The 24048-nt window shown below is 53.8% G+C and carries 26 protein-coding genes; all 26 read left to right on the top strand.

The features are described 5' to 3' along the window. Positions 1-149 precede the first annotated feature (149 nt). The 26 genes from NTU47_08745 to hypD all read left to right on the top strand — a co-directional run bounded on the left by NTU47_08745 (position 150) and on the right by hypD (position 24039). Entirely contained in the window at positions 150-569 is a 420-nt protein-coding gene (locus NTU47_08745; protein MCX6133887.1) for a MarR family winged helix-turn-helix transcriptional regulator, read from the top strand. A gap of 2 nt (positions 570-571) precedes the next feature. Then, on the top strand, positions 572-1180 hold the full coding sequence (locus NTU47_08740; GenBank protein MCX6133886.1) for a hydrogenase maturation protease: 609 nt from the start codon (positions 572-574) through the stop codon (positions 1178-1180). Between the two features lie 80 nt (positions 1181-1260). Beyond that, entirely contained in the window at positions 1261-1947 is a 687-nt protein-coding gene (locus NTU47_08735) for a 4Fe-4S dicluster domain-containing protein (protein MCX6133885.1), read from the top strand. A 2-nt stretch (positions 1948-1949) separates the two neighbouring features. Then, positions 1950-2831 carry a CoB--CoM heterodisulfide reductase iron-sulfur subunit B family protein gene (locus NTU47_08730; GenBank protein MCX6133884.1) on the top strand — a complete coding sequence of 294 codons (882 nt, stop codon included), beginning with the start codon at positions 1950-1952 and terminating at the stop codon, positions 2829-2831. Beyond that, on the top strand, positions 2824-3693 hold the full coding sequence (locus NTU47_08725) for an FAD-dependent oxidoreductase (protein MCX6133883.1): 870 nt from the start codon (positions 2824-2826) through the stop codon (positions 3691-3693). Before NTU47_08730 ends, NTU47_08725 begins: the two co-directional genes overlap by 8 nt. Positions 3694-3726: 33 nt before the next feature. Continuing rightward, positions 3727-5067: a 4Fe-4S binding protein gene (locus NTU47_08720; GenBank protein MCX6133882.1), complete on the top strand. Its 1341-nt coding sequence runs from the start codon at positions 3727-3729 to the stop codon at positions 5065-5067. Then, the gene (locus NTU47_08715; protein MCX6133881.1) at positions 5033-5392 is read left to right on the top strand and encodes a DRTGG domain-containing protein; all 360 of its coding nucleotides are present in this window, start codon (positions 5033-5035) and stop codon (positions 5390-5392) included. The genes NTU47_08720 and NTU47_08715 overlap by 35 nt, the downstream gene beginning before the upstream one ends. Before the next feature lie 20 nt (positions 5393-5412). Next, a complete protein-coding gene (locus tag NTU47_08710; GenBank protein ID MCX6133880.1) occupies positions 5413-5955 on the top strand; it encodes an ATP-binding protein in 543 nt (180 codons plus the stop codon). A gap of 14 nt (positions 5956-5969) precedes the next feature. Further along, positions 5970-6422, top strand: coding sequence for an NAD(P)H-dependent oxidoreductase subunit E (locus NTU47_08705; GenBank protein ID MCX6133879.1), 453 nt, complete (start codon positions 5970-5972; stop codon positions 6420-6422). A 13-nt stretch (positions 6423-6435) separates the two neighbouring features. Then, entirely contained in the window at positions 6436-6825 is a 390-nt protein-coding gene (locus NTU47_08700) for a (2Fe-2S) ferredoxin domain-containing protein (protein MCX6133878.1), read from the top strand. Between the two features lie 339 nt (positions 6826-7164). After that, positions 7165-8679 carry an SLBB domain-containing protein gene (locus NTU47_08695; GenBank protein MCX6133877.1) on the top strand — a complete coding sequence of 505 codons (1515 nt, stop codon included), beginning with the start codon at positions 7165-7167 and terminating at the stop codon, positions 8677-8679. Positions 8680-8693: 14 nt separating this feature from the next. Continuing rightward, positions 8694-10454 (top strand): 2Fe-2S iron-sulfur cluster-binding protein, encoded by a 1761-nt coding sequence (locus NTU47_08690; protein MCX6133876.1) that lies wholly within the window; start codon positions 8694-8696, stop codon positions 10452-10454. Positions 10455-10516: 62 nt separating this feature from the next. Further along, positions 10517-10957, top strand: coding sequence for a hydrogenase iron-sulfur subunit (locus tag NTU47_08685; protein MCX6133875.1), 441 nt, complete (start codon positions 10517-10519; stop codon positions 10955-10957). A 38-nt stretch (positions 10958-10995) separates the two neighbouring features. Beyond that, positions 10996-11961 (top strand): F420-nonreducing hydrogenase, encoded by a 966-nt coding sequence (locus tag NTU47_08680; protein MCX6133874.1) that lies wholly within the window; start codon positions 10996-10998, stop codon positions 11959-11961. After that, a complete protein-coding gene (locus NTU47_08675) occupies positions 11958-13421 on the top strand; it encodes a Ni/Fe hydrogenase subunit alpha (protein ID MCX6133873.1) in 1464 nt (487 codons plus the stop codon). The genes NTU47_08680 and NTU47_08675 overlap by 4 nt, the downstream gene beginning before the upstream one ends. 325 nt (positions 13422-13746) lie before the next feature. Further along, a complete protein-coding gene (locus tag NTU47_08670) occupies positions 13747-14286 on the top strand; it encodes a hypothetical protein (GenBank protein ID MCX6133872.1) in 540 nt (179 codons plus the stop codon). Beyond that, positions 14283-14768 (top strand): CoA-binding protein, encoded by a 486-nt coding sequence (locus NTU47_08665; protein ID MCX6133871.1) that lies wholly within the window; start codon positions 14283-14285, stop codon positions 14766-14768. Before NTU47_08670 ends, NTU47_08665 begins: the two co-directional genes overlap by 4 nt. A gap of 29 nt (positions 14769-14797) precedes the next feature. Then, complete coding sequence (locus NTU47_08660; GenBank protein MCX6133870.1) at positions 14798-15418, top strand: GyrI-like domain-containing protein; 621 nt, start codon at positions 14798-14800, stop codon at positions 15416-15418. Positions 15419-15455: 37 nt separating this feature from the next. Beyond that, complete coding sequence (locus NTU47_08655) at positions 15456-15989, top strand: isoprenylcysteine carboxylmethyltransferase family protein (GenBank protein ID MCX6133869.1); 534 nt, start codon at positions 15456-15458, stop codon at positions 15987-15989. A 560-nt stretch (positions 15990-16549) separates the two neighbouring features. Next, positions 16550-17839: a citrate synthase gene (locus NTU47_08650; protein ID MCX6133868.1), complete on the top strand. Its 1290-nt coding sequence runs from the start codon at positions 16550-16552 to the stop codon at positions 17837-17839. Between the two features lie 381 nt (positions 17840-18220). Beyond that, entirely contained in the window at positions 18221-18583 is a 363-nt protein-coding gene (gene hypA, locus NTU47_08645; protein MCX6133867.1) for a hydrogenase maturation nickel metallochaperone HypA, read from the top strand. Next, positions 18580-19230: a hydrogenase nickel incorporation protein HypB gene (hypB, locus tag NTU47_08640; GenBank protein ID MCX6133866.1), complete on the top strand. Its 651-nt coding sequence runs from the start codon at positions 18580-18582 to the stop codon at positions 19228-19230. The genes hypA and hypB overlap by 4 nt, the downstream gene beginning before the upstream one ends. After that, the gene (gene hypF / locus NTU47_08635) at positions 19227-21644 is read left to right on the top strand and encodes a carbamoyltransferase HypF (protein ID MCX6133865.1); all 2418 of its coding nucleotides are present in this window, start codon (positions 19227-19229) and stop codon (positions 21642-21644) included. Before hypB ends, hypF begins: the two co-directional genes overlap by 4 nt. Positions 21645-21843: 199 nt before the next feature. Continuing rightward, the gene (locus NTU47_08630) at positions 21844-22104 is read left to right on the top strand and encodes a HypC/HybG/HupF family hydrogenase formation chaperone (protein ID MCX6133864.1); all 261 of its coding nucleotides are present in this window, start codon (positions 21844-21846) and stop codon (positions 22102-22104) included. Further along, positions 22091-22615, top strand: coding sequence for a hypothetical protein (locus tag NTU47_08625; protein MCX6133863.1), 525 nt, complete (start codon positions 22091-22093; stop codon positions 22613-22615). Before NTU47_08630 ends, NTU47_08625 begins: the two co-directional genes overlap by 14 nt. A 308-nt stretch (positions 22616-22923) precedes the next feature. Further along, complete coding sequence (gene hypD / locus NTU47_08620) at positions 22924-24039, top strand: hydrogenase formation protein HypD (protein ID MCX6133862.1); 1116 nt, start codon at positions 22924-22926, stop codon at positions 24037-24039. Positions 24040-24048 lie beyond the last annotated feature (9 nt).

Genomic DNA, 24048 nt, shown 5'->3' with positions numbered 1-24048 from the left:
AAGAATGTGTGGGGTTTCTATATGAGTGTATGATTATTCACCAGGGTCAAGAATGGGAATCTTCGAATTCGTTGAGAATTCCGCAATAGTTTCGTTTGCACAATAATTGCCTATTGTAGACAGTTCTATTGGACACTCTCACTCAACGTATGCACTCAACCGAGCCAAGATTTGGGGTCGATCTTCTCCGTCTGACCCGTCGGTGCCGGGGAATTGACAAATACGTCTCGTCGCGCGCTGAACTTACGGTCGATGAGATGCATTGTCTGAGTGTGCTTTACTCAGATCATCCTCCCTCTGTGAAGAGGCTCAGCGAGCTCATCAATGTGAGCTCGACGCGTGCTTCAAAACTCCTGAAAGATCTTGAGGATCGGGAGTTTGTTACGCGAACGCTCGATGCGGATGACCGACGAAAAGAACTTGTAGTTCTGACTGAGCCTGGCGAGAGAGCGGTCCAGAAGATTGTTGGCTTGTATACCGAAATCGGAAGTGAGCTGCTTGCGAGCTGGCGCACCGAGCTTGCCGCAGATTTTTCCTGGCTGCTGAAGGTTGTTGGCGAGACAAAATAGGCATGTCCGCTTTGACTAATCCCGACCGATCACCCCATCGAAAGCCCCTGACGATAATTGGTCTGGGCAATGAATTGCTCTCAGATGATGGAGTGGGGATCAGAGTTGTTCAAGAACTGAAGAAACGGCTCACAGATGACTTCATAACATACGAGGAAATTGCGGTAGGGGGGCTCGAGCTCCTGGACTTTGTGGTCGGATGTGGGGAACGCATTATTGTGGACGCGATCACCTCAGGAAATCAACCCGCAGGAACCCTGTATCGGTTCATCCAGCTGCCCGATCAGGAACCTCTGAAGCTTGCCTCGTCCCACCAGATCGACCTTGGCCAGGTGCTCGCTCTTGCAAAACTCCTGGGAGCAGCGCTTCCCGACAAACTTACGGTCTATGGAATCGAGGTTTCTGATACTACCACCTTTCGTGACGCTTGCACGGCAGAGGTCGCAAAAGCGATACCAACGCTAGTCGATCTTATCTTCAATGATATACAAGCGGATGGAATGGACTCCCCGGTTCATGCCGGAGAGTGGCAGGTCATCGATCACCTTGTGTCGAGTCCCAGAGACGGTTGCAAGGATCGGATGGCAATAGTTGGTCAATTCGAGCCGTGACCTGCTTTCCAGAACCCGGACTGACTCGAGCAACTCGTGAATCGAGACACTAGTCACCATTTGACGACGACGGAGCATGTATGGCACACACTTCAAATTACCTCCCTGGACTGATGTCGCGGAGCGAAGCGGAACTGAGGCAGGCCTTCCTGAAACACGTGGAAGCTGTCCCGGCAGGTGAGCGAATCAAGCGCTGTATCCAGTGTGGCACGTGTACCGGATCATGCCCGGTCAGCTACGCAATGGACATTTCTCCCCGTCAGCTGATTGCACTGTACCGCGCCGGTGAGCTGGAGGCGATCATGAACAGCCGGTCCATCTGGATCTGTGCGTCGTGCTACGCATGCACGACACGCTGCCCGTCGGGTATCAAGATTACGGATTTGATCTATGCGCTCAAGCGAACGGAAATGGAGAAAAACCTGAAGTCAAAGGCTCCGCAGGTGCAGTTGATGGCGAAGCTGTTTATCGGCAGCCTCAGGAACTTCGGGAGGCTCCATGAGGGATCGGTGATAGCGTTGTACTACATGAGGACCGGGATATTCAAGCTCTTTGCGTATGTCCCTCTCGGTATCAAGATGCTTCGGACAAACCGGCTCGCTCTCTTCCCGAAACGGATCAAAGCCCACCGCTCGCTTTCACGCATCATCAAGAAAGCGCAGGAAATTGAAATGCGCCACCTGCCCGAGAAGCTTGAGTACTCACCCGAATATGTTGGCTACAGAGGGCTCGGTGAGATGAAACTTGAATCCAAAAAAGGAGAGTGACCGTGAAATACGCGTATTATCCCGGCTGCAGCCTTGAAAAAACGCAGCGAGGTTACGATGAATCGGTGAGAGAGGTATTCAAGGCGCTTGGACAGGAACTGGTCGAGATCGACGACTGGAATTGCTGCGGCGCGACGATGTATATGTCAGTCAAAGAGACCGTATCGCTTGCAGTCTCCGCGAGGAACCTCGCGATCGCCGAGAAAATGGGAATGGAGATTCTGGCGCCATGCAGCTCGTGCTTCACCGTGCTCCTGAAGACCAACAGGATCCTCCGAGAGATCCCCGAGATGCACCGCGACGTGAACGAAGCTCTGGCCGAAGGAGGCCTGAGTTACAACAATACCTCGAAAGTCCGTCATCCGGTTGATGTTCTGATGAATGATATCGGAGTCGAGGCAATCAGGGGGCGTGTCCGGCAAACGCTGAACGGCCTCAAAATAGCCCCCTATTATGGATGCCAGATCGTGCGGCCGGACAAGACATTCGACGATCGCGAAAATCCGATGCTCCTCGACAGAATGTTTGACGCCTGCGGGGGCGAGTCAGTCTATTTCCCGATGAAGGTCCGATGCTGCGGCGGAATGCTGATGACGACATTCGAAGACACCGCCCTTAAGCTCAATAAAGACCTGCTGCAATGTGCTGCCGACAGCGGGGCTGAGGTCATCGTGACGACTTGCCCTCTGTGTCATTTCAATCTTGAGGCATATCAGGGGAAAATCAACAAAACGTTCGGTACGAAGTTCGACGTCCCCATTCTGTACTTCACCCAACTACTCGGAATCGCTTTCGGTCTTCCGTCCAAGAGCCTTGGACTCGATTCATCGTTCATTCCTCTGGGCAGCAAGATAACATCGTTAGCGGAGGCTCACTATGCATGAGAGTGCAAAGCCAACCAACGGCAACGGGCAGATAAAGATTGGTGTCTACGTTTGCCACTGCGGTGTCAACATCTCCGCCACAGTGAACGTTACGCAGGTGTGCAATTTCATCGCGAAACAACCGAACGTGGTCATTGCACGCGACTACAAATTCATGTGCTCGGATCCGGGCCAGGATCTGATCAAACAGGACATCAAAAACCTCGGTGTCAACAGGGTCGTGGTAGCGGCCTGTTCTCCGCTCATGCACGAGTTGACGTTCAGAATGGCGGCTGAATCCGCCGGGCTGAACCGGTACCTCGTTCAGATCGCCAACATCCGTGAGCATTGTTCCTGGGTCCACGATGACAAGGAACAGGCGACGAAGAAGGCAATCGCACTCGTCAATGCCGCGGTGCGCAGAGTCGCGCTCCAGGAGCCGCTTCAGATCACACGCATGCCGGTCAACAAGGCCACGCTCATAGTCGGAGGGGGCATCGCTGGTATTCAGGCCGCTCTCGAGATCGCGAATGCCGGGCACCACGTGTATCTCGTCGAGAAAGAGCCGACGATCGGTGGAAGGATGGGGCAGTTCGACAAGACCTTCCCGACGCTGGATTGTGCAGCCTGCATCCTGACGCCGAAGATGGTGTCCGTGGGACATCGAAAGGACATCACACTGCTGACGTACTCGGAGGTGGACAGCGTTTCCGGCTACATCGGCAACTTCAAGATCCGGGTACGGAAGAAAGCCCGATATGTCGACACGGAGAAATGCACGGGGTGTGGGCAGTGCTGGAGTAATTGTCCAGCCACGCGCATCCCATCCGGCAGGTCAATCGTGCTTGGTGACAAACTCGTGAACGAAAAGTCGACCCAATAGATAGATAGTCTCTTGTTTGCAGCTGACGCAGGAATGAAAAGCGAATTTCGATCAATACGGATCAATCGAGAGAAGTGTACCGGACGCATGAGATGCCTGCGCGTCTGCCCGACGCAGGCCATCCGCGTGCGCGAAGGGAAAGCAGTTCTCCTGAGTGATCACTGCATCGACTGCGGTGAATGCGTCAGAGCATGTCCGAATCACGCCATCGTGCCGCAGACAAGTTCCTTCAGTGATCTGTCGGCATTCAAGTACACAATCGCGTTGCCTTCTCCGGTCTTTTACTCTCAATTTGGCAAGGATGTCAAGCCCGCCGCGATCCTGAACGCCCTCAAGTCGGTCGGATTTGACGACGCTTATGATGTGACATGCGCGTCGGAATCGGTAAGCATCGCGATCCAGGAATATCTGGATACGAACCCAAGCCCGCGGCCGATGATTTCGCCGTTCTGCCCGACTATCGTGAGACTGATTCAGAGCCGATACCCGAATCTCCTCGATCATCTTATTCCCATAGAATCGCCGATGGAGATTGCCGCCAGGGAAGCGAAGCGTGTGAAAATGCGGGAACTGGGGCTCAAAGAGAGTGACATTGGAGCGATTTACCTGGCGCCCTGCCCTGCAAAAATGACTGCCCTCAAGAACCCGCCGAGAAAGAAGCACTCGTTCCTTGACGGCGTGATCCCGATCTCTGAAATCTACCCGGATGTTCTTCGCGCACTGCCGAACGCTGATGCAACAAACGGAAGGAAAGATATTCGCGGGCTCGGCCTTGGCTGGCCAAACGTCGGAGGGCAGGTCGCGTGTCTCAAGGCCGAAGAGTCTATCGCGATAGCAGGATTGGCGGACGTGATGAGGGTTCTTGACGAGATCGAAAACGGCAGGCTGAGGGATATTCAGTATATCGAATGCCATTCGTGCCCGACAGCATGTGTCGGTGGATCTCTGAATGTCGAGAATCCGTACATCGCCCGGGGAAGGGTCCTGCGCATGGTGCAGGATCACGGTGCGGAGCCGTGCGACGATAGAGAGAAAATCCGGGAGCTGTATCAGAAGGATTTCTTCTCGCTTGTCGGCCGAATAGCTCCGAGCCCGGTCGAGCCTCTCGACAAGGATATCTCGCGGGGATTGCAGAAAATGCAGCGCCGGAATCAGATCTACGATATGCTGCCGCAAATTGATTGCGGTGTCTGCGGCGCCCCCACATGCATGACGTTTGCGGAAGATGTTGTGAAGGGGGATGCCGAAACCGACGATTGCGTCTTTCTCACGTTGAAGACGTTCGAGACGCTCTCCACGAATCTCGTGGATGTTGTCGGGAAACAAAACAGAAAAGTGCGTGGCAATATTGAAGGACGAGTCCATTCAGCTTAGGGAAATCGCCCGGCAGCTGCGACTCACGGCCTGTTGCAGTGAGGACCTGCTGGGGCGTGTGGTGACCGGTGGGTATGCGGGAGATCTTATGAGCGACGTGATTGCTCATAGCAAGTCCGGAGATGTATGGGTGACGATGCAGGTGCATACAAACACAGTCGCTGTTGCAGTTCAGAAAGGTCTCGCTGCCATCATCGTGAGCCATGGACGGGAACCGGAAGCAGATACAGTGCGGATGGCAGCCGAACATAACGTGGCTCTGCTGGTGTCAGGTCTGCCCACCTTCGCGACAGTGGCAGGGCTCGCCCGGCTTGGCATTTCGTGATTGATAAAACGAACGACATTATGGAAGATCTCTCGTTGCACATACTTGATATTGCAGAGAATTCAATCGCGGCAGGAGCGCGGAACATCCACATCTCCGTGACGGAGGACGTCCCCGGCGATCTCTTGCACATCGAAGTGACGGACGATGGGAAGGGGATGAGATCGGAGGAAATGCAAAGGGCCGACGACCCCTTCTACACGACGAAGCCGGCACATACGACCGGGATGGGCCTGGCGCTGCTACAACAGGCGGCGAAAGAGGCGAACGGTCGGATGGAGATTACATCGAGTCCGGAGCGCGGCACGACTGTCTCTGCGGTTTTTCAGGCAAGTCATCCGGATCGCAAGCCCTTGGGGAGCATGACCGATACGATCACGGCTCTTGTGACCGCGTGCGAAGATGTGGATGTCGTGTTTCTCCACGTCCGGGAGGGAAGAAGATTTGTGTTCGATTCGAAGGAGATTCGGGAAGAGCTGGCGGGCGATCCGCTTCAGTCTGTCAAGGCCCGCATGGTCATCCGGGGATATCTGAACCAGGAAGAAGATTCTCTGATACACTAATGCTGAGGTGAACCATGGATACACAGGTCATCGAGTCGATACTTCAGAAACATCCAAGACACCCGAGTTCAATCATTCAGGTTATGCTCGACATTCAAAACGAACTGTATTTCCTCCCTCGGGATGTGTTGAAGTATATCTCGGTGTATCTGGATGTGCCCCCGAGTCGGACATACAACCTCGCGACATTCTACAAAGCATTCAGTTTGAAACCGAAAGGCAAGCACCCGATTTCAGTGTGTACGGGGACCGCATGTTATGTTCAGGGAGCAGTCAAAATCATGGAGCAGTTCGAGCGCGAACTGAACATCAAAGAAGGGGAGACCACGCCGGACAAGAAGTTCAGCGTCGAAAGCGTCCGGTGTCTTGGATGCTGCGGTCTCGCTCCGGTCATCACAGTCGGGAAAACCCTTCACGGAAAAGTCCCGGCGTCAAAGGTTTCAAAAATCCTCAAGCAATACGAATAGGAGGAATCGAGAGATGGGTAAGATGACAATTGCTGATTTGGAGAGAATCAGGGACGAAGCGCGCTACAAGACGGCAATTCGCCTCGGAACGGCCCGCGTAAGAATGATTGTGCACACGGGAACGTGCGGGATCGCGGCCGGCGCCAGGGGAATAATGAAAGCGGTGATGGTTGAAATCGAGGACCGGCATCTCCATGATGTCATTGTCACAAATTCCGGCTGCGCAGGAGACTGTGCGCAGGAGCCGATGATGACCGTTGAGATACAAGGCGAACCGATGGCTGTCAAGTACGTTTCTCTCACACCGGACAAAGTGAAAAGGGTATTCGATTCACACGTCCTGAAGGGTCAGGTTGTGAAGGAATACGTTCTCGTTCGCCGAAGCGAGAAAACCCATTCATGAAGCAGCTGCTGCAAAGGAGACGCTCACATGGCGTATAGATCGTACTTGATGGTGTGCGCAGGCACGGGGTGCATTGCCAACCAATCAATGAAAATCAAGGACAAGTTGGTGGATGAAATCCGCAAACAGGGGCTGCAGGATGAGGTGGGCGTGGTGACGACTGGCTGCAACGGATTCTGTGCAGTGGGTCCGCTCATGGTCGTCCAACCCGATGGGATCTTCTATCAGTTGCTCAAAGAAAGCGACATACCACACCTCGTGAAGGAGCATTTCATAAAGGGCCGCCCTGTCAAGCAGTTGATGTATACACCGACAAACGCGAAGTTACCGATCCCGAAGATGGCACAGATCCCATTCTTCGCCGACCAGATGCCGATTGTTTTGCGGAACCGCGGAATTATCAACCCGGAGAGCATCGAAGAGTATATCGCCCGCGGTGGCTACGAAGCGCTTGCGAAAGTCCTTACCACCATGACACCGGATGATGTCATACGCGAAATCAAGACCTCCGGTCTGCGCGGACGTGGAGGCGGAGGTTTCCCTACCGGCATCAAATGGGAAGCGTGCAAGAATATGCCGAGCGACGTCCATTACATCGTGTGCAATGCCGATGAAGGAGATCCGGGTGCTTTTATGGATCGCAGCACGATTGAATCAGATCCGCATGCTGTAATCGAAGGGATGCTGATTGGGGCATACGCGGTCGGCTCCAAGCATGGATACGTGTATATCCGGAATGAGTACCCGATTGCTCTGGAACGTTTGCAGGTTGCGCTCACGCATGCACGAGAGGCGGGGCTGCTCGGGAAGAACATCTTTGAGAAAGATCTCGATTTCGATATCACGATTGCACGTGGAGCGGGCGCTTTCGTCTGTGGTGAATCGACGGCATTGATGGCTTCTATCGAAGGCCGTCCCGGCGAGCCGAGGGCCAAGTACGTGCATACGGTCGAAAAGGGGCTCTGGGACAAGCCGACGTGCCTGAACAACGTTGAGACGTGGGCGAACGTCCCCCAGATCATCCTGCGCGGAGCGCAATGGTTCACAAGCATTGGAACGGGAGACGTGACGGCCGATCCATGGGGAGGCAGCAAAGGAACCAAGGTCTTTTCGCTCTCGGGTAAGGTGAACAACACGGGCCTGATCGAAGTCCCGATGGGCATTACGTTGAGAAAGATCATCTACGACATTGGCGGCGGGATAAGAGACGGAAAGAAATTCAAGGCTGTTCAGACAGGCGGACCTTCCGGAGGATTCATCCCCGAGAGTTTGCTTGACCTGCCAGTCGACTACGAAGAGCTGACAAAAGTGGGCTCGATGATGGGGTCCGGCGGAATGGTCGTGGCCGACGAAGACAACTGCATGGTCGATATGGCCAAGTACTTCCTCTCATTCACGCAGACCGAGTCGTGCGGCAAATGCGTCCCGTGCCGCGAAGGGACAAAGCGCATGCTCGACATTCTCGAGAAGATCACCGTGGGGGAAGGGACAGAGGAAGACCTTGTGCTGCTCGAAGAGCTCTCGAATATGGTTGTTGAGTCTTCGCTGTGCGCTCTTGGCGGATCAGCCCCGAATCCTGTGCTGACGACGCTGAAGTACTTCAGGGAAGAATATGAGGCACATGTAAAGGAGAAGAAATGTCCTGGTCATGAGTGCCGCAAGCTCATTCACTACACGATCGATCCGGTCGCGTGCGTCGAAAAAGGACACGGCTGCCACGTGTGCTCAAAGAACTGTCCCGATGGGGCAATCGTCGGAGAGTCGAAACAGGTCCATACAATCGATGTGGCCAAGTGCGGAAAGTGCGGTATCTGTTACGATGTCTGCAAATTTGATGCAATCTCAGTCGAGTAACGAGCGAGAAAACCATGGTAACGATCAATATTGATGGACAATCAGTCGAAGTCATCGAAGACACCACTATTCTGAAAGCCGCGGAAAAAGCGGGCGTCTGGATCCCCACGATGTGCCAGAGCGAATACTGTGAGCCATATGGTGTGTGCCGGCTCTGTAGTGTCGAGGTGGTCAGGGGAAAACGCAGCCGCATCGTGACCGCATGCAACTTCCCGGTGCGGGGCGGCATGACTGTCCGGACGAATTCGGACAAAGTGAAGTGGCTCCGCAAAGTCATCATGGAACTCATGATGTCCCGGTGGCCGAATGTGAAAGTTGTCCGTGAGATGGGGGAGCGATTGGGCGCAGAGAAGCCGCGGTTCGTCAGCCTGGAGCGTGATGAGGCCGAAGATGCGTGCATCCTGTGCGGCAACTGTGTGAACATGTGCAATGACGTGGTGAAAGCGGGAGTGCTGGGCTTCGCGCATACCGGCATCAAGCGCGAAGTGGTCCTTCCGTTCGATGAGCGATCCGACCGATGCATTGTCTGCGGATCGTGTGTACACGTCTGTCCGACGGGGCACATGAAGATGGTCCTGGAGGACTATCGCGGGAAGAAACCGGAATTCACGCTTGGCCCAAAGACCCCAATCTACGTCCCGACACTCCAGGCTGTCCCGAGAGTGCCGGTCATCGACACGGCCTCATGCATCCATTTCCAGACCGGCGGGTGCGAGACGTGTGCGAAAGCGTGCGAGCCAAACGCCATCAACTTCAAGATGGAAGATGAGTTCGTGGATATCGAGGTCGGACAGGTTCTGCTCACGACCGGATTCGATCTTTTTGACGCGGGCAAGATGGCGCAGTATGGATATGGGCGCCTCGACAATGTGTACAGCTCCCTTGATTTTGAGGCGATCCTCAATTCCACCGGGCCAACGGGGGGCAAGGTCGTGATGAAGAACGGCAAAGAGCCCCGGGCGGTCGGCATCATTCATTGCATCGGTTCAAGGGACGTCAATCATCACGCGTATTGCTCGCGTGTTTGCTGTATGTATGCGCTGAAGTTTGCCCACCTCGTCCGCGATCGCACCGATGCAGCAATCTATCAGTTCTACATCGACATGCGCGCATTCGGCAAGGGATACGAGGAATTCTACAACCGTCTGCTCGATGAAGGGATCACGATGATCCGCGGCAAGGCGGCGGAAATAGTCGAAGGGGCCTGGGACGTCAACGGAGAGCCTTCCCTCAAGATCCGTTGTGAGGATACTCTCATCGGCAAGTTCCGGGAGATACCGGTTGATATGGCTATTCTCTGCAATGCAATCGAGCCGCGTGAAGACAGCGGAGTGATCAAGCGCCTGTTTTCGATCAGCAAGAGCCCGGACGGATTTTTCCTCGAACGTCATCCCAAGCTGGACCCGACTTCTACAGCTACCGAAGGCGTGTTCATTGCCGGATGCTCCCAGGGACCAAAGGATATCCCCGACACCGTGGCTCAGGCAAGCTCTGCGGCCGCGCGTATCCTGTCGTTGATCTCCAAGGGAGAGGTCGAGATCGAGCCGGTGCGTGCCATGGTTCAGGATGAGTATTGCAGCGGATGCAAGATGTGCAACGGACTCTGTCCTTACGGTGCCATTGAGTTCCTGGAGGATAAGAAAATATCGCACGTCAACGAGGCGTTGTGCAAGGGGTGCGGAACGTGTGTTGCAGCGTGCCCGTCGTCCGCAATGATCGGGGTGGGATTCACGGACGCGCAGATACTGGCAGAGCTGGATGGATTAATGATCTGATCTCCGGTCACCGTCACGATCGGTCGCAGTCGATTACTGGAACAATGGAAAGGTGTTGAGTTATGGCATTTGAACCAAAGATCATAGGATTCCTGTGCAACTGGTGTTCCTATACCGGCGCAGATCTTGCGGGGGTATCGCGCATCAAGTCGGCACCCAACGTCCGTGTTATCCGGACGATGTGCAGCGGGCGGGTTGACCCGGCCTTCATACTGAAAGCGTTTCAACTTGGGGCGGACGGGGTCATTGTCATGGGGTGCCATCTCGGTGACTGCCATTATCAGGAGGGGAACTACAAGACCATCCGGCGTATCCCGTTCCTGAAGAGGCTGGTAAGAGATTTCGGCATTGATCCCCGGCGCTTGCGGCTCGAATGGGTGTCCGCATCGGAAGGGGACAGGTTTGCGGCAATCGTGAATGAGATGACGGAAGAGATCCGGACTCTTGGTCCTCTCAAGCTCACGGTGCACAATGAAATTCACCAGCCCGTTGCGCATCAATAGCTGGAACAAGGTTTGAATACGGAAAGAAGGAGATGATCATGGCGAAGCCGAAGTTAGCACTGTACTGGGCGGCAAGTTGCGGAGGGTGTGACATCGCCGTCCTGGACATTCACGAGAAGATCCTCGACGTCGCCAGCGCGTTTGATATAGTGTTCTGGCCGGTGGCTTTGGATTTCAAATATGACGACGTCAGAGCCATGGATGACAAGAGTATTGACCTGTGTCTCTTCAACGGGTCGATCCGGAATTCTGAAAACCTCGAGATCGCGCATCTATTGCGGGCAAAATCGAAAGTTCTCGTCGCTTTTGGTTCATGTGCCCTCGAAGGAGGAATCCCCGGGCTGGCGAACTTGACGACGAAGGACGCCATCTGGAACTCTGTCTATAAAGAATCGCCATCAACAATCAAGAAGAACGGCGGAACCTTTCCGCAAACACACACGACGATGCCGGAAGGGTCCATCGAAATCCCTGAAATGTGGGAAACGGTCAAAGCGCTCGATCAAACCGTGGATGTGGAATACTACATCCCCGGTTGCCCTCCTCAGCCGGAGCAAATATGGAATGTCATCGAACATATCTTGAGCGGCAAGCCTCTCCCGCCGAAAGGATCCGTTCTGGGGGCGACTGAGAAAACCTGCTGCGACGAATGCCCCCGCGAGCGGAAGGAGAAGAAACTCAGACAATTCTTCCGCCCCTATGAGATCATGCCTGATCCGAACGAATGCCTCCTCGATCAGGGAATTGTCTGCATGGGCCCTGCGACGAGAAGTGGTTGCGATGCCCTTTGCACCAAGGCAAATATGCCATGCCGCGGCTGCTATGGGCCGCCTCCGAATGTCGTCGACCAGGGGGCCAAAATGGTAAGTGCCCTGAGTTCTGTGATCGACGCACAGGATCCGCAGGAGATCGAGAGAATTCTCGATCAGATTGCCGATCCTATAGGTACATTCTACAGGTTTTCTCTTGCTCACTCGATCCTGCGGAGGGTTGAAAAGTTATGAAGCATATCAAAATCGATCCGATTACTCGACTTGAAGGCCACGGCAAGATCGACATCTTTCTTAATGACGAAGGAGAAGTAGAGAATTCATATTTCCAGATACCCGAATTGCGCGGGTTCGAGCAGTTCTGTGTCGGAAGACCGGTGGAGGAATTGCCTCGTATTACGACGCGCATCTGCGGCGTCTGCCCGGAGGCGCACCACATGGCTTCGGTGAAAGCATGCGATGAGGTGTTCCACGTTACTCCTCCGCCAACCGGCAAGAAATTGCGCCAACTCCTGTACAATGTATTCTTCGCTGGTGACCATACGACGCATTTCTATGCCCTCGGTGGACCAGATTTCATCGTCGGTCCAACGGCTCCAGCTGCGGAACGGAACATACTCGGCGTGGTGAAGAAGGTTGGCCTTGAGGTAGGGGGGAAAGTTATCGAAATGCGCAAAAGGACCCAGCAGGTGATCAAGATCCTGGGTGGCAAACAAACACACCAGGTCACGGCTCTCCCGGGGGGCATGAGTAAAGGAATCACGGCTGAAGAAGCAAAACTGATAGAGGAACACTGCCTGTGGTTTGTCGAGTTCGGAAAGTTCACCCTCCAGGTATTCAACGATATCGTTCTCAAGAATCAGGAATATGTCGACCTCATCCTCTCGGATGCGTTCTCTCACAGGACGTATTACATGGGATTGGTCGATGAGAACAACAGGGTCAATTTCTATGACGGAAAAGTGAGGGTCGTGGATCCGGATGGGAAAGAGTTTGTGAAATACTCGCCGTCCGAGTACCTCGAGAACATTGCCGAAGAGGTCGAACCATGGACGTACCTTAAGTTCCCCTTCCTGAAAAAAGTCGGGTGGAAGGGCCTCGTCGACGGGAAGGAGAGCGGTGTGTACCGTGCGACGCCATTATCCCGGCTGAATGCGTCAGATGGCATGCCGACCCCGTTGGCTCAGGCGGAGTATGAGAAAATGTATTCTACGCTGGGAGGAAAGCCGGTTCACGCCACACTTGCAACGCACTGGGCACGGGTCATCGAGTTGCTATCAGCCGCCGAAATGGCGCTCGATCTCGTGCGCGACCCCGAGATAACCGGGACGAACTTCCGGACAATTCCGACCGAGATTCCCACAGAAGGAGTCGGCATTGTTGAAGCTCCGCGCGGCACTCTCACGCACCACTACACGACCGATGCAAAAGGAATGGTGACAAAAGTAAACCTCATCGTCGGCACGACGAACAACTACGCCCCCATTTCGATGTCGATCAACAAGGCAGCCCGCGGTTTGATCAAGAAAGGGAAGGAAGTATCCGAAGGGACGCTGAACATGATCGAGATGGCGTTCAGGGCGTACGATCCCTGCTTCGGATGTGCGACGCATTCAATGCCAGGACGAAGGCCGTTCATACTCAGGATTCGGGACAAGGAGGGGCAGATAATCGAGGAGATCAACCGATGCTGAGAAGTTTGACCCTCTGAGTATCGATGAGGTTGTCCTCCTCTCATACTGAAATCCAGATCCTCACGAACAGCTGCCTCCTGGCAGCTGTTCGCATTTTTGCCAACAGAAACGATCTCAATAACCGGTTTTTGCTATTCGGGAGCAAGATCGGATCCAATCTGTTGCCGTTGCGTCAGTTGAGAAAGAACAGTACCATTGTGGCGAGCTGAGGCCAACCGCACCGGATTACTTCGCCCTGCCAGATATGTAGATTGCCACACCTGGACATAGCAACTAAGGCGTGCAGAAGTCTCACCGGCTGGTTGCAACCTCGAGGAGGCATCCAATGCGCATCCGAAGAAACAAATCGCAACTTTGCGGCGAATGCCGAGAACAAGTCGCGAAGGATGCTGAATTTTGCCCCAACTGTGGAAGCGTCTTCACTGTGGGGCTGCACTGCTCCAATCACAAAGGCAGTGACGCGGTCGGCGTCTGCATCATCTGCTGCCTTTCGTACTGCACGCGCTGTGCCTCGCTGGTCAACAAGCGATACCTGTGTCACAAGCATGAGGACTATGAGATCTATGAGGCGATGGCCAGAGTGTACGGCGTCAGTGACGAGGCTGCCGCGAGCTATGTGAGTGATTGCCTCGGCAAGAAGGGGCTGCACCCGTTTCTCTACTCGCGGAAAGCGAGCCCGGTGTCGTTGGGTGGATCAGACTATACTCTCTTCAGAGCTTCTGGTGAGTATGATGGCCACATCATCAATGAGATCAAGGTCATGGTCCCTTGTGGCGAGGTCCTCGCGGCCGAAGAGGTGCTTGTGAAGCTGAACACGAAACCCAGGAAACGCGCGACGACAAGGAAAGGCGGCAAGAAGACATGAAACCAACACAGGTTGAGATCTCTGAATTCCTTTCGCAGCGATCATTCGCTGTGGTTGGAGTATCCAGAAACACGAAGAAGTTCGGTAACGCGATCTATAGGACGTTGAAGCAGCAAGGGTACAGATTGTTCCCCATCCATCGTGAAGCTGACTCTATTGAAGGTGACCGTTGCTATCTCGGCTTGAAGGCTCTCCCCGAGAAGGTGGGTGGTGTGGTGATTTGTGTCCCTCCCGTGCAGACTGAAATATTTCTCAATGAGGTTCTGGATGCAGGTGTCGATCGTGTGTGGATGCAGAGGGGGGCAGAATCGTACTCGGCGATTCGTTTCTGCGAAAAGCACGGCATCACTGCGGTCCACGGTCAGTGTATCCTGATGTTTGCCGAGCCCGTAACGTCTATCCACGGTTTCCACAGATGGATGTCGAAATTGTTCGGCACCTATCCGAAAGGAAACGCGCATCAGGTTCACGGGAGGCAATAGAACGAAAACCTTTCGGGAGGTACGTTCTCATGAAGAAGATCGATTTGCGAAGAGAGCTCAAGGAACTCAATTCTCCTTCACCGAAGGAGGTAGAAATTGTCCGAGTGCCGAAGTTCCGGTATCTCATGATTGATGGTTCCGGGGACCCAAATGTTTCTCCGGCTTTTGCGGAAGCGGTCCAAGCTATGTACACGGCAGCATACACGCTGAAGTTCATGATGAAGAAAGAAAAGGGAATCGACTATCCCGTCAGTTCGCTCGAGGGATTGTGGTGGGCGGATGATATGAACTCGTTCCTCACTGGCCGTCGGGATCGCTGGAAATGGACGCTGATGATTCTGCAGCCGAAAGTCGTGACGAAGTCGCTCTTCTTTAAGGGCCTGAAGAGCGCAATGGAAAAGAAGGGATTGGCAGCATTGGGGAGAATCCGACTCGAGAGTATGGACGAGGGCCTCTGCGTCCAAATCATGCACATCGGAACTTACGCGCAAGAGGGACCGACCATACAGCACCTGCACTCCTTCGCAAAGGAACGGAACCTCGAGCTGACGGGGAAGCATCACGAGATATATTTGAGCGATCCCAGAAAGGCAAAACCGGAAAAGATGAAGACGATCATCCGACAGCCTGTTCAACGAAGCAAGAAATGAAAAGAAGAGGATTGAATCGAGAGGACTGCAAGCATTGATGGATGATGGCGAAATAGTCGTCCTGGTGATTGGGACACTCGGATTGATGTTTTTCACGTGGGATTTCTCGGTGAAGGCCGGGAGATTCCACGGCCTCTACCGGTTCTTCGCGTTCGAGAGCATTCTGCTGCTGTGTTTGCTCAATTGGCGCTTCTGGTTTGTCGATCCGTTTTCGTGGCACCAGGTCATTTCCTGGTTACTGTTATGTGGGTCAATCATCCCGGCTGTTGACGGATTTCGGTTGCTCCGGGCCGTAGGTAAGCCTGCTGGTCAGTTTGAGAATACCACCCGGCTCGTGAAAGTGGGCTCTTTCAAGTATATCCGTCACCCTCTTTATGCTTCCCTGATCATTCTCGGGCTGGGCATTTTCTTCAAGCAGCTTTCGTGGGCTGGTGGCGTCTGTGCAATGATCGATGTGGCCGCCATTGTTGGAACGGCCCAACGCGAGGAGAAAGAAATGCTTGAAAAATTCGGAGAAGAGTATGCCGCTTATATCGCAGAGACCAAGATGTTCATTCCGTATGTTCTGTGAAGCCGACTCACCGTGTCGCCCGTAGGATTCAACATGTTCTGATTTAGTTTGTGCAAAGATGTGGCAAGAAAGCTTCTGAACTGAGCAGTTTATTGTTGGAAAAATGATGTTCTCCTCATGAATCAACTCGGCCCGGCTCGACACGGGCCGAGCTGTTTCCAGCGTCCCAAGTGCACGTTCTGGCTGGAAGATCTCTTCACTATGAGGCCCCTTTGGCATTTGTGAGAACGGGTTCCGAGATTCTGTCAACGCTAAGAACTTCGTTATCGCAGAAATAATATGCACTCTGCTATTGTTGAGTACTTAAGCGACTGCTACAATGGCACGAAAATTGAGCAAATATCAAGGCTATGACGTTGTCGAATTTGAGAAGCGCAGTAGTATTCCTTGACGGCCGCAGGCATTCAGGCATCCCGTCCATTTGAGCAGGGAGATCTCCCGGCGACTGGATTCTTCACCACAGCCGAACAGAAAAAGACAATTCGCGCATCAAATGAAACGCACACAGAGTGATTTGGGAAGCAGTTCAACAATCCAAAACGCATAGGAGGAACCGCTATATGCCTGACAATCTTCTGATCAAGGACGGACGCAACGGCAAGGAATACACGTTGCCGATTACCAATGACACTATCAAGGCAGTTGACCTTCGCCAAATCAAGATAAAAGACGACGATTTTGGCATGATGACGTATGATCCGGCGTTCATGAACACGGCTTCATGCCATAGCAAGGTCACCTTCATCGATGGCGACAAAGGGATCCTGCGCTATCGCGGATATCCGATCGACCAGCTTGCCGAGAAGTGCACATATCTTGAAGTTGCATACCTTCTGCTGAACGGCGAACTTCCGACAAAGCCGCAGCTCGACACGTGGATTTACGATGTTACCCACCATACAATGGTTCACGAAAACATCAAGAAGTTCATGGAGGGGTTCAACTACGACGCGCATCCGATGGGGATGCTTGTCAGCACTCTTGCGGCAATGTCCACGTTCTATCCGGACTCGAAGAACATTTTCGACGCGGAATCGCGCAAACTCCAGATTCTCAGGCTCATCGGCAAAGTGCCCACAATCGCGGCGTTCGCATATCGCCATCATCTTGGTCAGCCCTACGTCTATCCTGACAATGATCTCAGCTATCCCGGCAATTTCCTGAGCATGTTGTTCAAGATGACCGAGCCGAAATACAAGGTCAACCCGGTCATCGAGCGTGCGCTCGACATCCTGTTTATCCTGCACGCAGATCACGAACAGAATTGCAGCGCCAACGTCATGAGAAGCGTAGGCAGTTCTCAGGCCGATCCATTTGTGTCTGCAGCTGGTGCTGCCGCGGCGCTGTACGGGCCGCTACACGGAGGGGCAAACGAACAAGTGCTTCGCATGCTTCGTGAAATCGGTTCGAAGAACAACGTTCCCGAATTCGTCAACAAGGTGAAATCGGGCGAAGGTGGACGCTTGATGGGATTCGGACACAGGGTGTATAAGAACTACGATCCTCGGGCGAAAATCATCAAGCAGACGGCAGAAAGTGTCTTCGAGGTCACCGGGAAGAATCCGCTCCTCGAAATTGCAGTTGAGCTTGAACGTATCGCTCTGCAGGATGAGTACTTTGTGAAGAGGAAACTCTATCCTAATGTGGACTTCTATTCGGGCATCATCTACGAGGCGTTGGGATTCCCGAGTGAGGCGTTCACCGTTCTCTTCGCAATCCCGCGCATGTCGGGATGGCTGGCTCAGTGGCAAGAACTGCTGCTGGATCCGGATCAGAAGATCGCCCGCCCACGTCAGGTGTATCTCGGATCTGACGAGCGAAACTTCGTGCCGATGGAGAAACGAAAATAAGGAGCAAGGCCGGATCTGGTGGCTCTGATCTGTCACCAGTGCCAGCACTCCTTGGCGCTGTTCAACGATGGCCGTTATCACTAATCCCTCATATGCTGAGGGAGGTGGCGGCCATCGTTCTGTTTCACGGCCGCTCTGTTCAGTCCGCTTGCCATGCCGTTTCTCATCGCTATCCTCATCAAAGACCTCCGGAGCAATTCAACACGCCTTTGTTCAATCACCAACAACCTAATCCCAGCAGTTGTAGAGACAGGGAAAAACAATCTTACAAGTGAGAACCAGTCTTCTGAATTCGCTATATTTCCTCGAATTCCCCATTGGCACCCTTGTTGAGTCATTACGATCGAACCACCAGATCTCAACATCTGAAAGCCATTCAACGTGCACGAATTGTCATTTGCCGAGAATATCGTCGATATCATTCATCAAAGTGTTCCGAAGAATGAGCTTCAAGATGTCCGGGTTGTGCGTCTGAAGATCGGGGCACTCTCCGGCGTCGTCGCAGATTCCCTGGACTTTTGTTTCACCGCCATCTCGGCGGACACGCCGCTCGTGCAAGCTCGGCTTGAAATTGAGCAGATCCCGTTCGCGGTCCAGTGCAACGAATGCAGGAAGACATTTGTTAATGACATTGGCTTTGTTGTGTGCCCCGAGTGCGGGAGTATTAACACGACGGTTATTTCCGGAAGGGAGCTTCAGGTTACAGAAATTGAACTCGACACGGAAGAAGAGAAAACACCATGAGTATCATCACGGTCGAACGCAAAGTGCTGGAGAAGAACGATGAGATCGCGAAGCGCAACAGGGCTTTCTTCTCATCCAAACAGCTGTTCGTCATCAACCTTGTCAGTTCGCCAGGCTCAGGGAAGACGAGCATCCTGGAACGAACGCTGGAATATTTCAACCACAGGGTCAAGGTGGCGGTCATCGAGGGGGATGTGCAGACTGACTTCGACGCGCAGCGCATTGCACGTTATGACGCACCAGTTGTTCAAATTGTCACCAACGGCGGCTGCCATCTTGAGGCAAAGCTCGTCGAAGACGCCTTGGGGAATCTCGACCTCGACGGCGTGAGGCTTCTCATCATCGAAAATGTCGGAAACCTTGTGTGTCCCTCCAATTATGACCTGGGCGAAGAACTCAAAGTAGTGGTAGCGAGCACGACGGAGGGGGATGACAAACCGTTGAAGTATCCGGCAATGTTCCAGCATGCGTCGGCGTTGATCGTCAACAAGATCGATCTGCTCCCATATCTCAATTGCGATCTGAACGCTCTCAAGACCAACGCTCTGAGCATCAATCCGTCGTTACGCGTGTTTGAGACATCGTGCACAACGAAATCCGGAATCCCAGAGTGGTGTGCATGGCTTGAGAAGAGCCTGCATTCGTGACGGAATCCTTACCGAGAGAGAGCATGGAGAGCGGCAAGAATTTGCGACTGAAGGTCATCATCCGCGGCGCAGTGCAGGGAGTAGGCTTTCGCCCCTTTGTGTATCGGCTTGCGTCTGAGCTGAAGCTGCCAGGGTGGGTCTCAAACACAGCTCAGGGTGTCTTCATTGAAGTTGAGGGCGTCAAGGAGGCTCTTGATCAATTCCTCCTTCGATTGCAGAACGAAAAGCCGCCCCGCTCTTTCATTCAGAGCCTGGAGTTCTCGTTTCTCGATCCCGTCGGATTTAACTCCTTCGAGATAAAAGAAAGCGAGAGCCATGGGCCGAAAACGGCCCTCGTACTTCCCGACATTGCTACGTGTCCGGAGTGTCTCACAGATATCATCGATCCTGAAAATCGGCGGTATCTCTATCCTTTCACCAACTGTACAAACTGCGGGCCGCGTTATTCCATCATCGAATCGTTGCCGTACGATCGCCCGAATACGTCGATGAAGCGGTTTGCAATGTGTACCGAATGCAGGAAGGAATACGACGATCCGGCTGATAGAAGGTTCCATGCACAGCCAACAGCCTGCCCGGCCTGCGGACCGCACCTTGAACTCTGGGATCATGAAGGAAACGTACTCTCTCGTCACCACGGTGCGCTGGTGGGAGCGGCGCAAGCAATCCGGGATGGCGTCATCGTCGCATTGAAAGGGCTTGGCGGTTTTCATTTGATTGCGGACGCACGCAGCGAGGAAGCTATTCAGCGGCTGAGGGATCGCAAACATCGCGAAGAAAAACCGTTCGCGATCATGTTCCCTTCGATTGAAATGGTAGAGGAAGAATGCCTGGTTTCCGATCTGGAACAACGCCTGCTCTTCTCGCCGGAAGCGCCGATCGTGCTGCTGCAGAAGAAGGATAACAGGGAGCTCTATGGCAGGCAGGTCTCGAATCTGGGACTTGCCAAATCGCTGGCTCCTCAGAATCCATATCTTGGAGTCATGCTCCCGTATACGCCTCTTCATCACCTTCTGATGAGAGAGCTGAACCATCCGGTTGTTGCGACCAGCGGAAATCTGTCCGACGAGCCGATCTGTATCGATGAGCGCGAGGCATTGAGGAGGTTAAGAGGAATTGCCGACGTGTTTCTTGTTCACGACCGGCCGATTGTGAGGCATATCGATGATTCAATCGCTCGAGTTATCCTTGGACGTGAACTCGTGATGCGCAGAGCCCGCGGATATGCTCCGTTGCCGATCCAGATCCCTGGGAGCAGCAACTCGGCTTTCCTGGCAGTCGGTGCTCATCTGAAGAACACCGTTACGATTGCGGTGGAGGGGAATGCATTCATCAGCCAGCACATTGGAGACCTCGAAACCCATCAGTCGCTGGAGGCATTCCGAAAAGTGTGCGCCGATCTTCCTGAGATGTACGGTGTCGTGTCTCCCGTCATGGTGTGTGACATGCACCCCGATTACTTCTCTTCCAAAGAAGCACGAAGGGTCAGTTCGGACGTGGTCGAGGTCCAGCACCACCACGCCCACGTGTTGTCGTGCATGGCCGAGAATCAAATCGAAGGAGAGGTGCTCGGAGTATCATGGGATGGAACAGGATATGGCACGGATGGAACGGTGTGGGGGGGCGAATTCCTTATCACCAGGGGCTCAGGATTTGAGCGGTTCGCAGCGTTCAAGACGTTCCGGCTTGCAGGCGGAGAAAAGGCGATCAAGGAACCGCGCAGAACTGCCGCAGGGTTGTTGTACGAAGCGATGGGAGAAACAGTCCTGCGTGAAAGAGACCTTGCTCCGATGTCTGCATTCTCGGTTGCCGAAATGAGTGTGGTTTTGCAGATGTTGAAGAATGGCGTTCATGCCCCTTTGACCTCGAGTGCTGGCAGGCTTTTCGACGGTGTCGCGTCTGTCATCGGTCTGCGGCATAGGAACAGTTTTGAAGGACAGGCAGCGATGGAACTGGAGTTCGCCCTGGCTGGCGAGACCTCTGAGCAAACCTACAGATGTGTGCTCGATCGAAACCGAGATGGCGAAGTAGACTCTGGAGAAGCAGGGCGGAGTCACTCCGATCGCCCGGCGTACGTGCTGGATTGGACCCAGATGATCAGAGATATCTGGTCTGATTCCCGGAAATGTGTGGCAACTTCACTTATCTCCAAGAAATTCCACAATGCACTTGTCGAGGCGATTGTAGAGACGGCACAGGCGGCCGGTGTGAGCCGTGTTGTACTGTCCGGGGGCTGCTTTCAGAACAGATATCTGACGGAAAAAACGGTGAAGCGTTTGACGGCATCTGGGTTCAGGCCTTACTGGCATCAGCGTGTCCCATCGAATGATGGCGGCATCTCGCTCGGGCAGATCTATGCGGCCCGGCTGGCAAACGAAGAACAACGCCGCGGAACAAGCTCGTACCGTGTCTAAGAAGAAATCATGTGTTTTGACATTGCTGTTTTTCAACACAGAGACCAGCCCGCCATGCGGTCTGGCGGTGAGCCCTTCTGCGTGTCTCACTCACGTTTCTGACGGAGGCGAAGATCGGTGACACGGTTTTGATAGAATCCGGAGTTGCGATCTCCAGAACAGAAATTGAAATCATGGATGAACACTGAGGGAGGAATCTATGTGCCTGGCCATTCCCGGCAAAGTCATGAGCATTGACACGAACGTTGAGCCCGCAATGGGCGTCGTGAGCTTTGGAGGAATCGAAAAAAGGGTGTGTCTTGAGTGGACGCCCGAGGTCTCGCTTGGCGACTACGTCATCGTGCATGTGGGGTTTGCCATCAGCAAGATGGATGAGGAGGAGGCACTTGAGACACTCAAGCTGATTCAGGAGATTGATGACAGCCTGGACGAACCGAAGTCACCTGATGATGAAAAGTGATCGCTCTCACCGCGAATTCCTGACGTGGCGACCGGCCGTCGTATGGTTCATGGCGTTTCTGCTTCTGCTTCCTTCTTTGGTTGTGACCCAACCTGCCGATCTTCCGACCAGACTCGGACCTCTCAAGCTTTCGGACCGCATGCAAGGTCAAGCTGCGCGATCCTTTATCAACAGGATGCACGACAAGAACATCACGCCGAAGAATTCCATCATGGGGCGTTATCGGGAGGGGAACGATGAAGCCTCGCTCTACGTCTCGATCTATACAACGCAATCCTCAGCCGCAGAAGCTTCGAAGCGAATGACCCGCCTGATCAAGGCCGGCCACCGTGTATTCTCCCGGTACAAACAGCTCACACATGGAAAGATCGAGGTCGGTCAATGCGAGGGGCTGGGTCAGACACATTTCTTCTTTCAGCATCAGAAAAGACTGTATTGGCTAAGCGCTGACCCTCGTTGTTCCGATGTGACTCTCCAGTCACTGCTGAAATTCGTCGACACGGCTGCTTAAGACTCTTGATCCTCTCGGCCGGAGGCCCTCCTTTCAGCGTCCGCATCAGAATGCCACCCTCGTTTCTCGTTGTGGCTCATGAGCACAGCATGTTCGGTTTCGCAACCGTGGCACTTCGACGAAGCGGTCCGCTCAGGCCGATCCTTGAATCGCATGCTCGTGAGCCGGCAATCGTACGCTCAGGTTGACAATGACTCTTCGATGTCATATTTTGCATCAGTAAACTCCTTCCTCGCAATCGAAGCCTCCGAAAAACGGGGGAAACCGTTTCTGGCGTTGTGTTCCCAGCGTTGTGAACAAGGTCGTCCATGCGCTATATCGACGAATACCGTGACCAGGCCGCAGCTCGCAACTACGCGAAGCTCATCCGGCAGGTCACGACAAAGCCGTGGACAATTATGGAAATCTGCGGGGGGCAGACCCATACTATCGTGAAGTATGGCATAGAAGAGTTGCTGCCGTCCGAACTGGCCCTGGTGCACGGTCCCGGATGCCCTGTCTGTGTCACACCTCTGGAAACCATCGACAAAGCCATTGCGATCGCCTCCCGCCCGGAAGTCATATTTGCGTCGTTCGGCGACATGCTGAGAGTCCCCGGCTCGAAAAAAGACCTGTTGAGCGTGAAGGCCTCAGGAGGAGACGTGCGCATCGTGTATTCGCCACTCGATGCCGTGAAGATTGCTCAGGACAATCCCGCGAAAAAGGTCGTATTCCTCGCCGTAGGATTTGAAACGACGGCCCCTGCCAATGCGATGTCGGTCTCGCAGGCAAGAAGACTCGGCCTGAAGAACTATTCAATTCTCTGTTCACACGCTCTCGTTCCTCCAGCCATGGAGGCACTTCTGTCCTCTCCGTCGAGCCTCATTCAGGGTTTTCTCGCTGCCGGACATGTCTGCACCATCATGGGAATTGAAGAATACCTGCCGATCGCAGCCAGGTACCACGTCCCAATCGTGGTGACCGGATTTGAGCCCGTAGATATTCTTCAGGGGATCTACATGACCGTCAAGCAACTTGAGGAAGGACGAGCGGAGGTTGAAAACCAGTATGCCCGGGCTGTGAGGCGGGAAGGGAATGTCCCCGCAAGAAAGCTCCTTTCGGAAGTGTTTTCCACGATTGACCGCAAGTGGAGAGGAATTGGCACGATCCCACAGAGTGGGTATGGGCTGAGCGATGCATTCGCTGACTTCGATGCGGAAAAAGTGTTTAGGGTTGAGGAAGTGACTGCGGCTGAATCGCCGCTTTGTATAGCTGGGCAAGTACTGCAAGGGTTGAAAAAACCACATGAGTGCAGCGCGTTCGGGAGGGAATGCACACCTGAACGACCTCTTGGGGCTCCGATGGTTTCTCCGGAGGGAGCGTGCGCTGCGTACTATCATTTCGGAAGGTCTTTGGTGCGGGAAGCCCAGCCCCGCAAGTCCTGATCATCGGGC

The organism is Ignavibacteriales bacterium (genome assembly GCA_026390595.1).
In the GTDB taxonomy this organism is placed as follows: Bacteria; Bacteroidota; Ignavibacteria; order UBA10030; family UBA10030; genus UBA9647.
This window is presented reverse-complemented; position numbering and strand designations above follow the sequence as displayed.

Coding starts and splice junctions, on each gene's coding strand:
- NTU47_08745 (MCX6133887.1), top strand. CDS start 150: ATGCACTCAACCGAGCCAAGATTTGGGGTCGATCTTCTCCGTCTGACC.
- NTU47_08740 (MCX6133886.1), top strand. CDS start 572: ATGTCCGCTTTGACTAATCCCGACCGATCACCCCATCGAAAGCCCCTG.
- NTU47_08735 (MCX6133885.1), top strand. CDS start 1,261: ATGGCACACACTTCAAATTACCTCCCTGGACTGATGTCGCGGAGCGAA.
- NTU47_08725 (MCX6133883.1), top strand. CDS start 2,824: ATGCATGAGAGTGCAAAGCCAACCAACGGCAACGGGCAGATAAAGATT.
- NTU47_08720 (MCX6133882.1), top strand. CDS start 3,727: ATGAAAAGCGAATTTCGATCAATACGGATCAATCGAGAGAAGTGTACC.
- NTU47_08710 (MCX6133880.1), top strand. CDS start 5,413: ATGGAAGATCTCTCGTTGCACATACTTGATATTGCAGAGAATTCAATC.
- NTU47_08705 (MCX6133879.1), top strand. CDS start 5,970: ATGGATACACAGGTCATCGAGTCGATACTTCAGAAACATCCAAGACAC.
- NTU47_08700 (MCX6133878.1), top strand. CDS start 6,436: ATGGGTAAGATGACAATTGCTGATTTGGAGAGAATCAGGGACGAAGCG.
- NTU47_08695 (MCX6133877.1), top strand. CDS start 7,165: ATGGCACAGATCCCATTCTTCGCCGACCAGATGCCGATTGTTTTGCGG.
- NTU47_08690 (MCX6133876.1), top strand. CDS start 8,694: ATGGTAACGATCAATATTGATGGACAATCAGTCGAAGTCATCGAAGAC.
- NTU47_08685 (MCX6133875.1), top strand. CDS start 10,517: ATGGCATTTGAACCAAAGATCATAGGATTCCTGTGCAACTGGTGTTCC.
- NTU47_08680 (MCX6133874.1), top strand. CDS start 10,996: ATGGCGAAGCCGAAGTTAGCACTGTACTGGGCGGCAAGTTGCGGAGGG.
- NTU47_08675 (MCX6133873.1), top strand. CDS start 11,958: ATGAAGCATATCAAAATCGATCCGATTACTCGACTTGAAGGCCACGGC.
- NTU47_08670 (MCX6133872.1), top strand. CDS start 13,747: ATGCGCATCCGAAGAAACAAATCGCAACTTTGCGGCGAATGCCGAGAA.
- NTU47_08665 (MCX6133871.1), top strand. CDS start 14,283: ATGAAACCAACACAGGTTGAGATCTCTGAATTCCTTTCGCAGCGATCA.
- NTU47_08660 (MCX6133870.1), top strand. CDS start 14,798: ATGAAGAAGATCGATTTGCGAAGAGAGCTCAAGGAACTCAATTCTCCT.
- NTU47_08655 (MCX6133869.1), top strand. CDS start 15,456: ATGGATGATGGCGAAATAGTCGTCCTGGTGATTGGGACACTCGGATTG.
- NTU47_08650 (MCX6133868.1), top strand. CDS start 16,550: ATGCCTGACAATCTTCTGATCAAGGACGGACGCAACGGCAAGGAATAC.
- hypB (MCX6133866.1), top strand. CDS start 18,580: ATGAGTATCATCACGGTCGAACGCAAAGTGCTGGAGAAGAACGATGAG.
- NTU47_08630 (MCX6133864.1), top strand. CDS start 21,844: ATGTGCCTGGCCATTCCCGGCAAAGTCATGAGCATTGACACGAACGTT.
- NTU47_08625 (MCX6133863.1), top strand. CDS start 22,091: ATGATGAAAAGTGATCGCTCTCACCGCGAATTCCTGACGTGGCGACCG.
- hypD (MCX6133862.1), top strand. CDS start 22,924: ATGCGCTATATCGACGAATACCGTGACCAGGCCGCAGCTCGCAACTAC.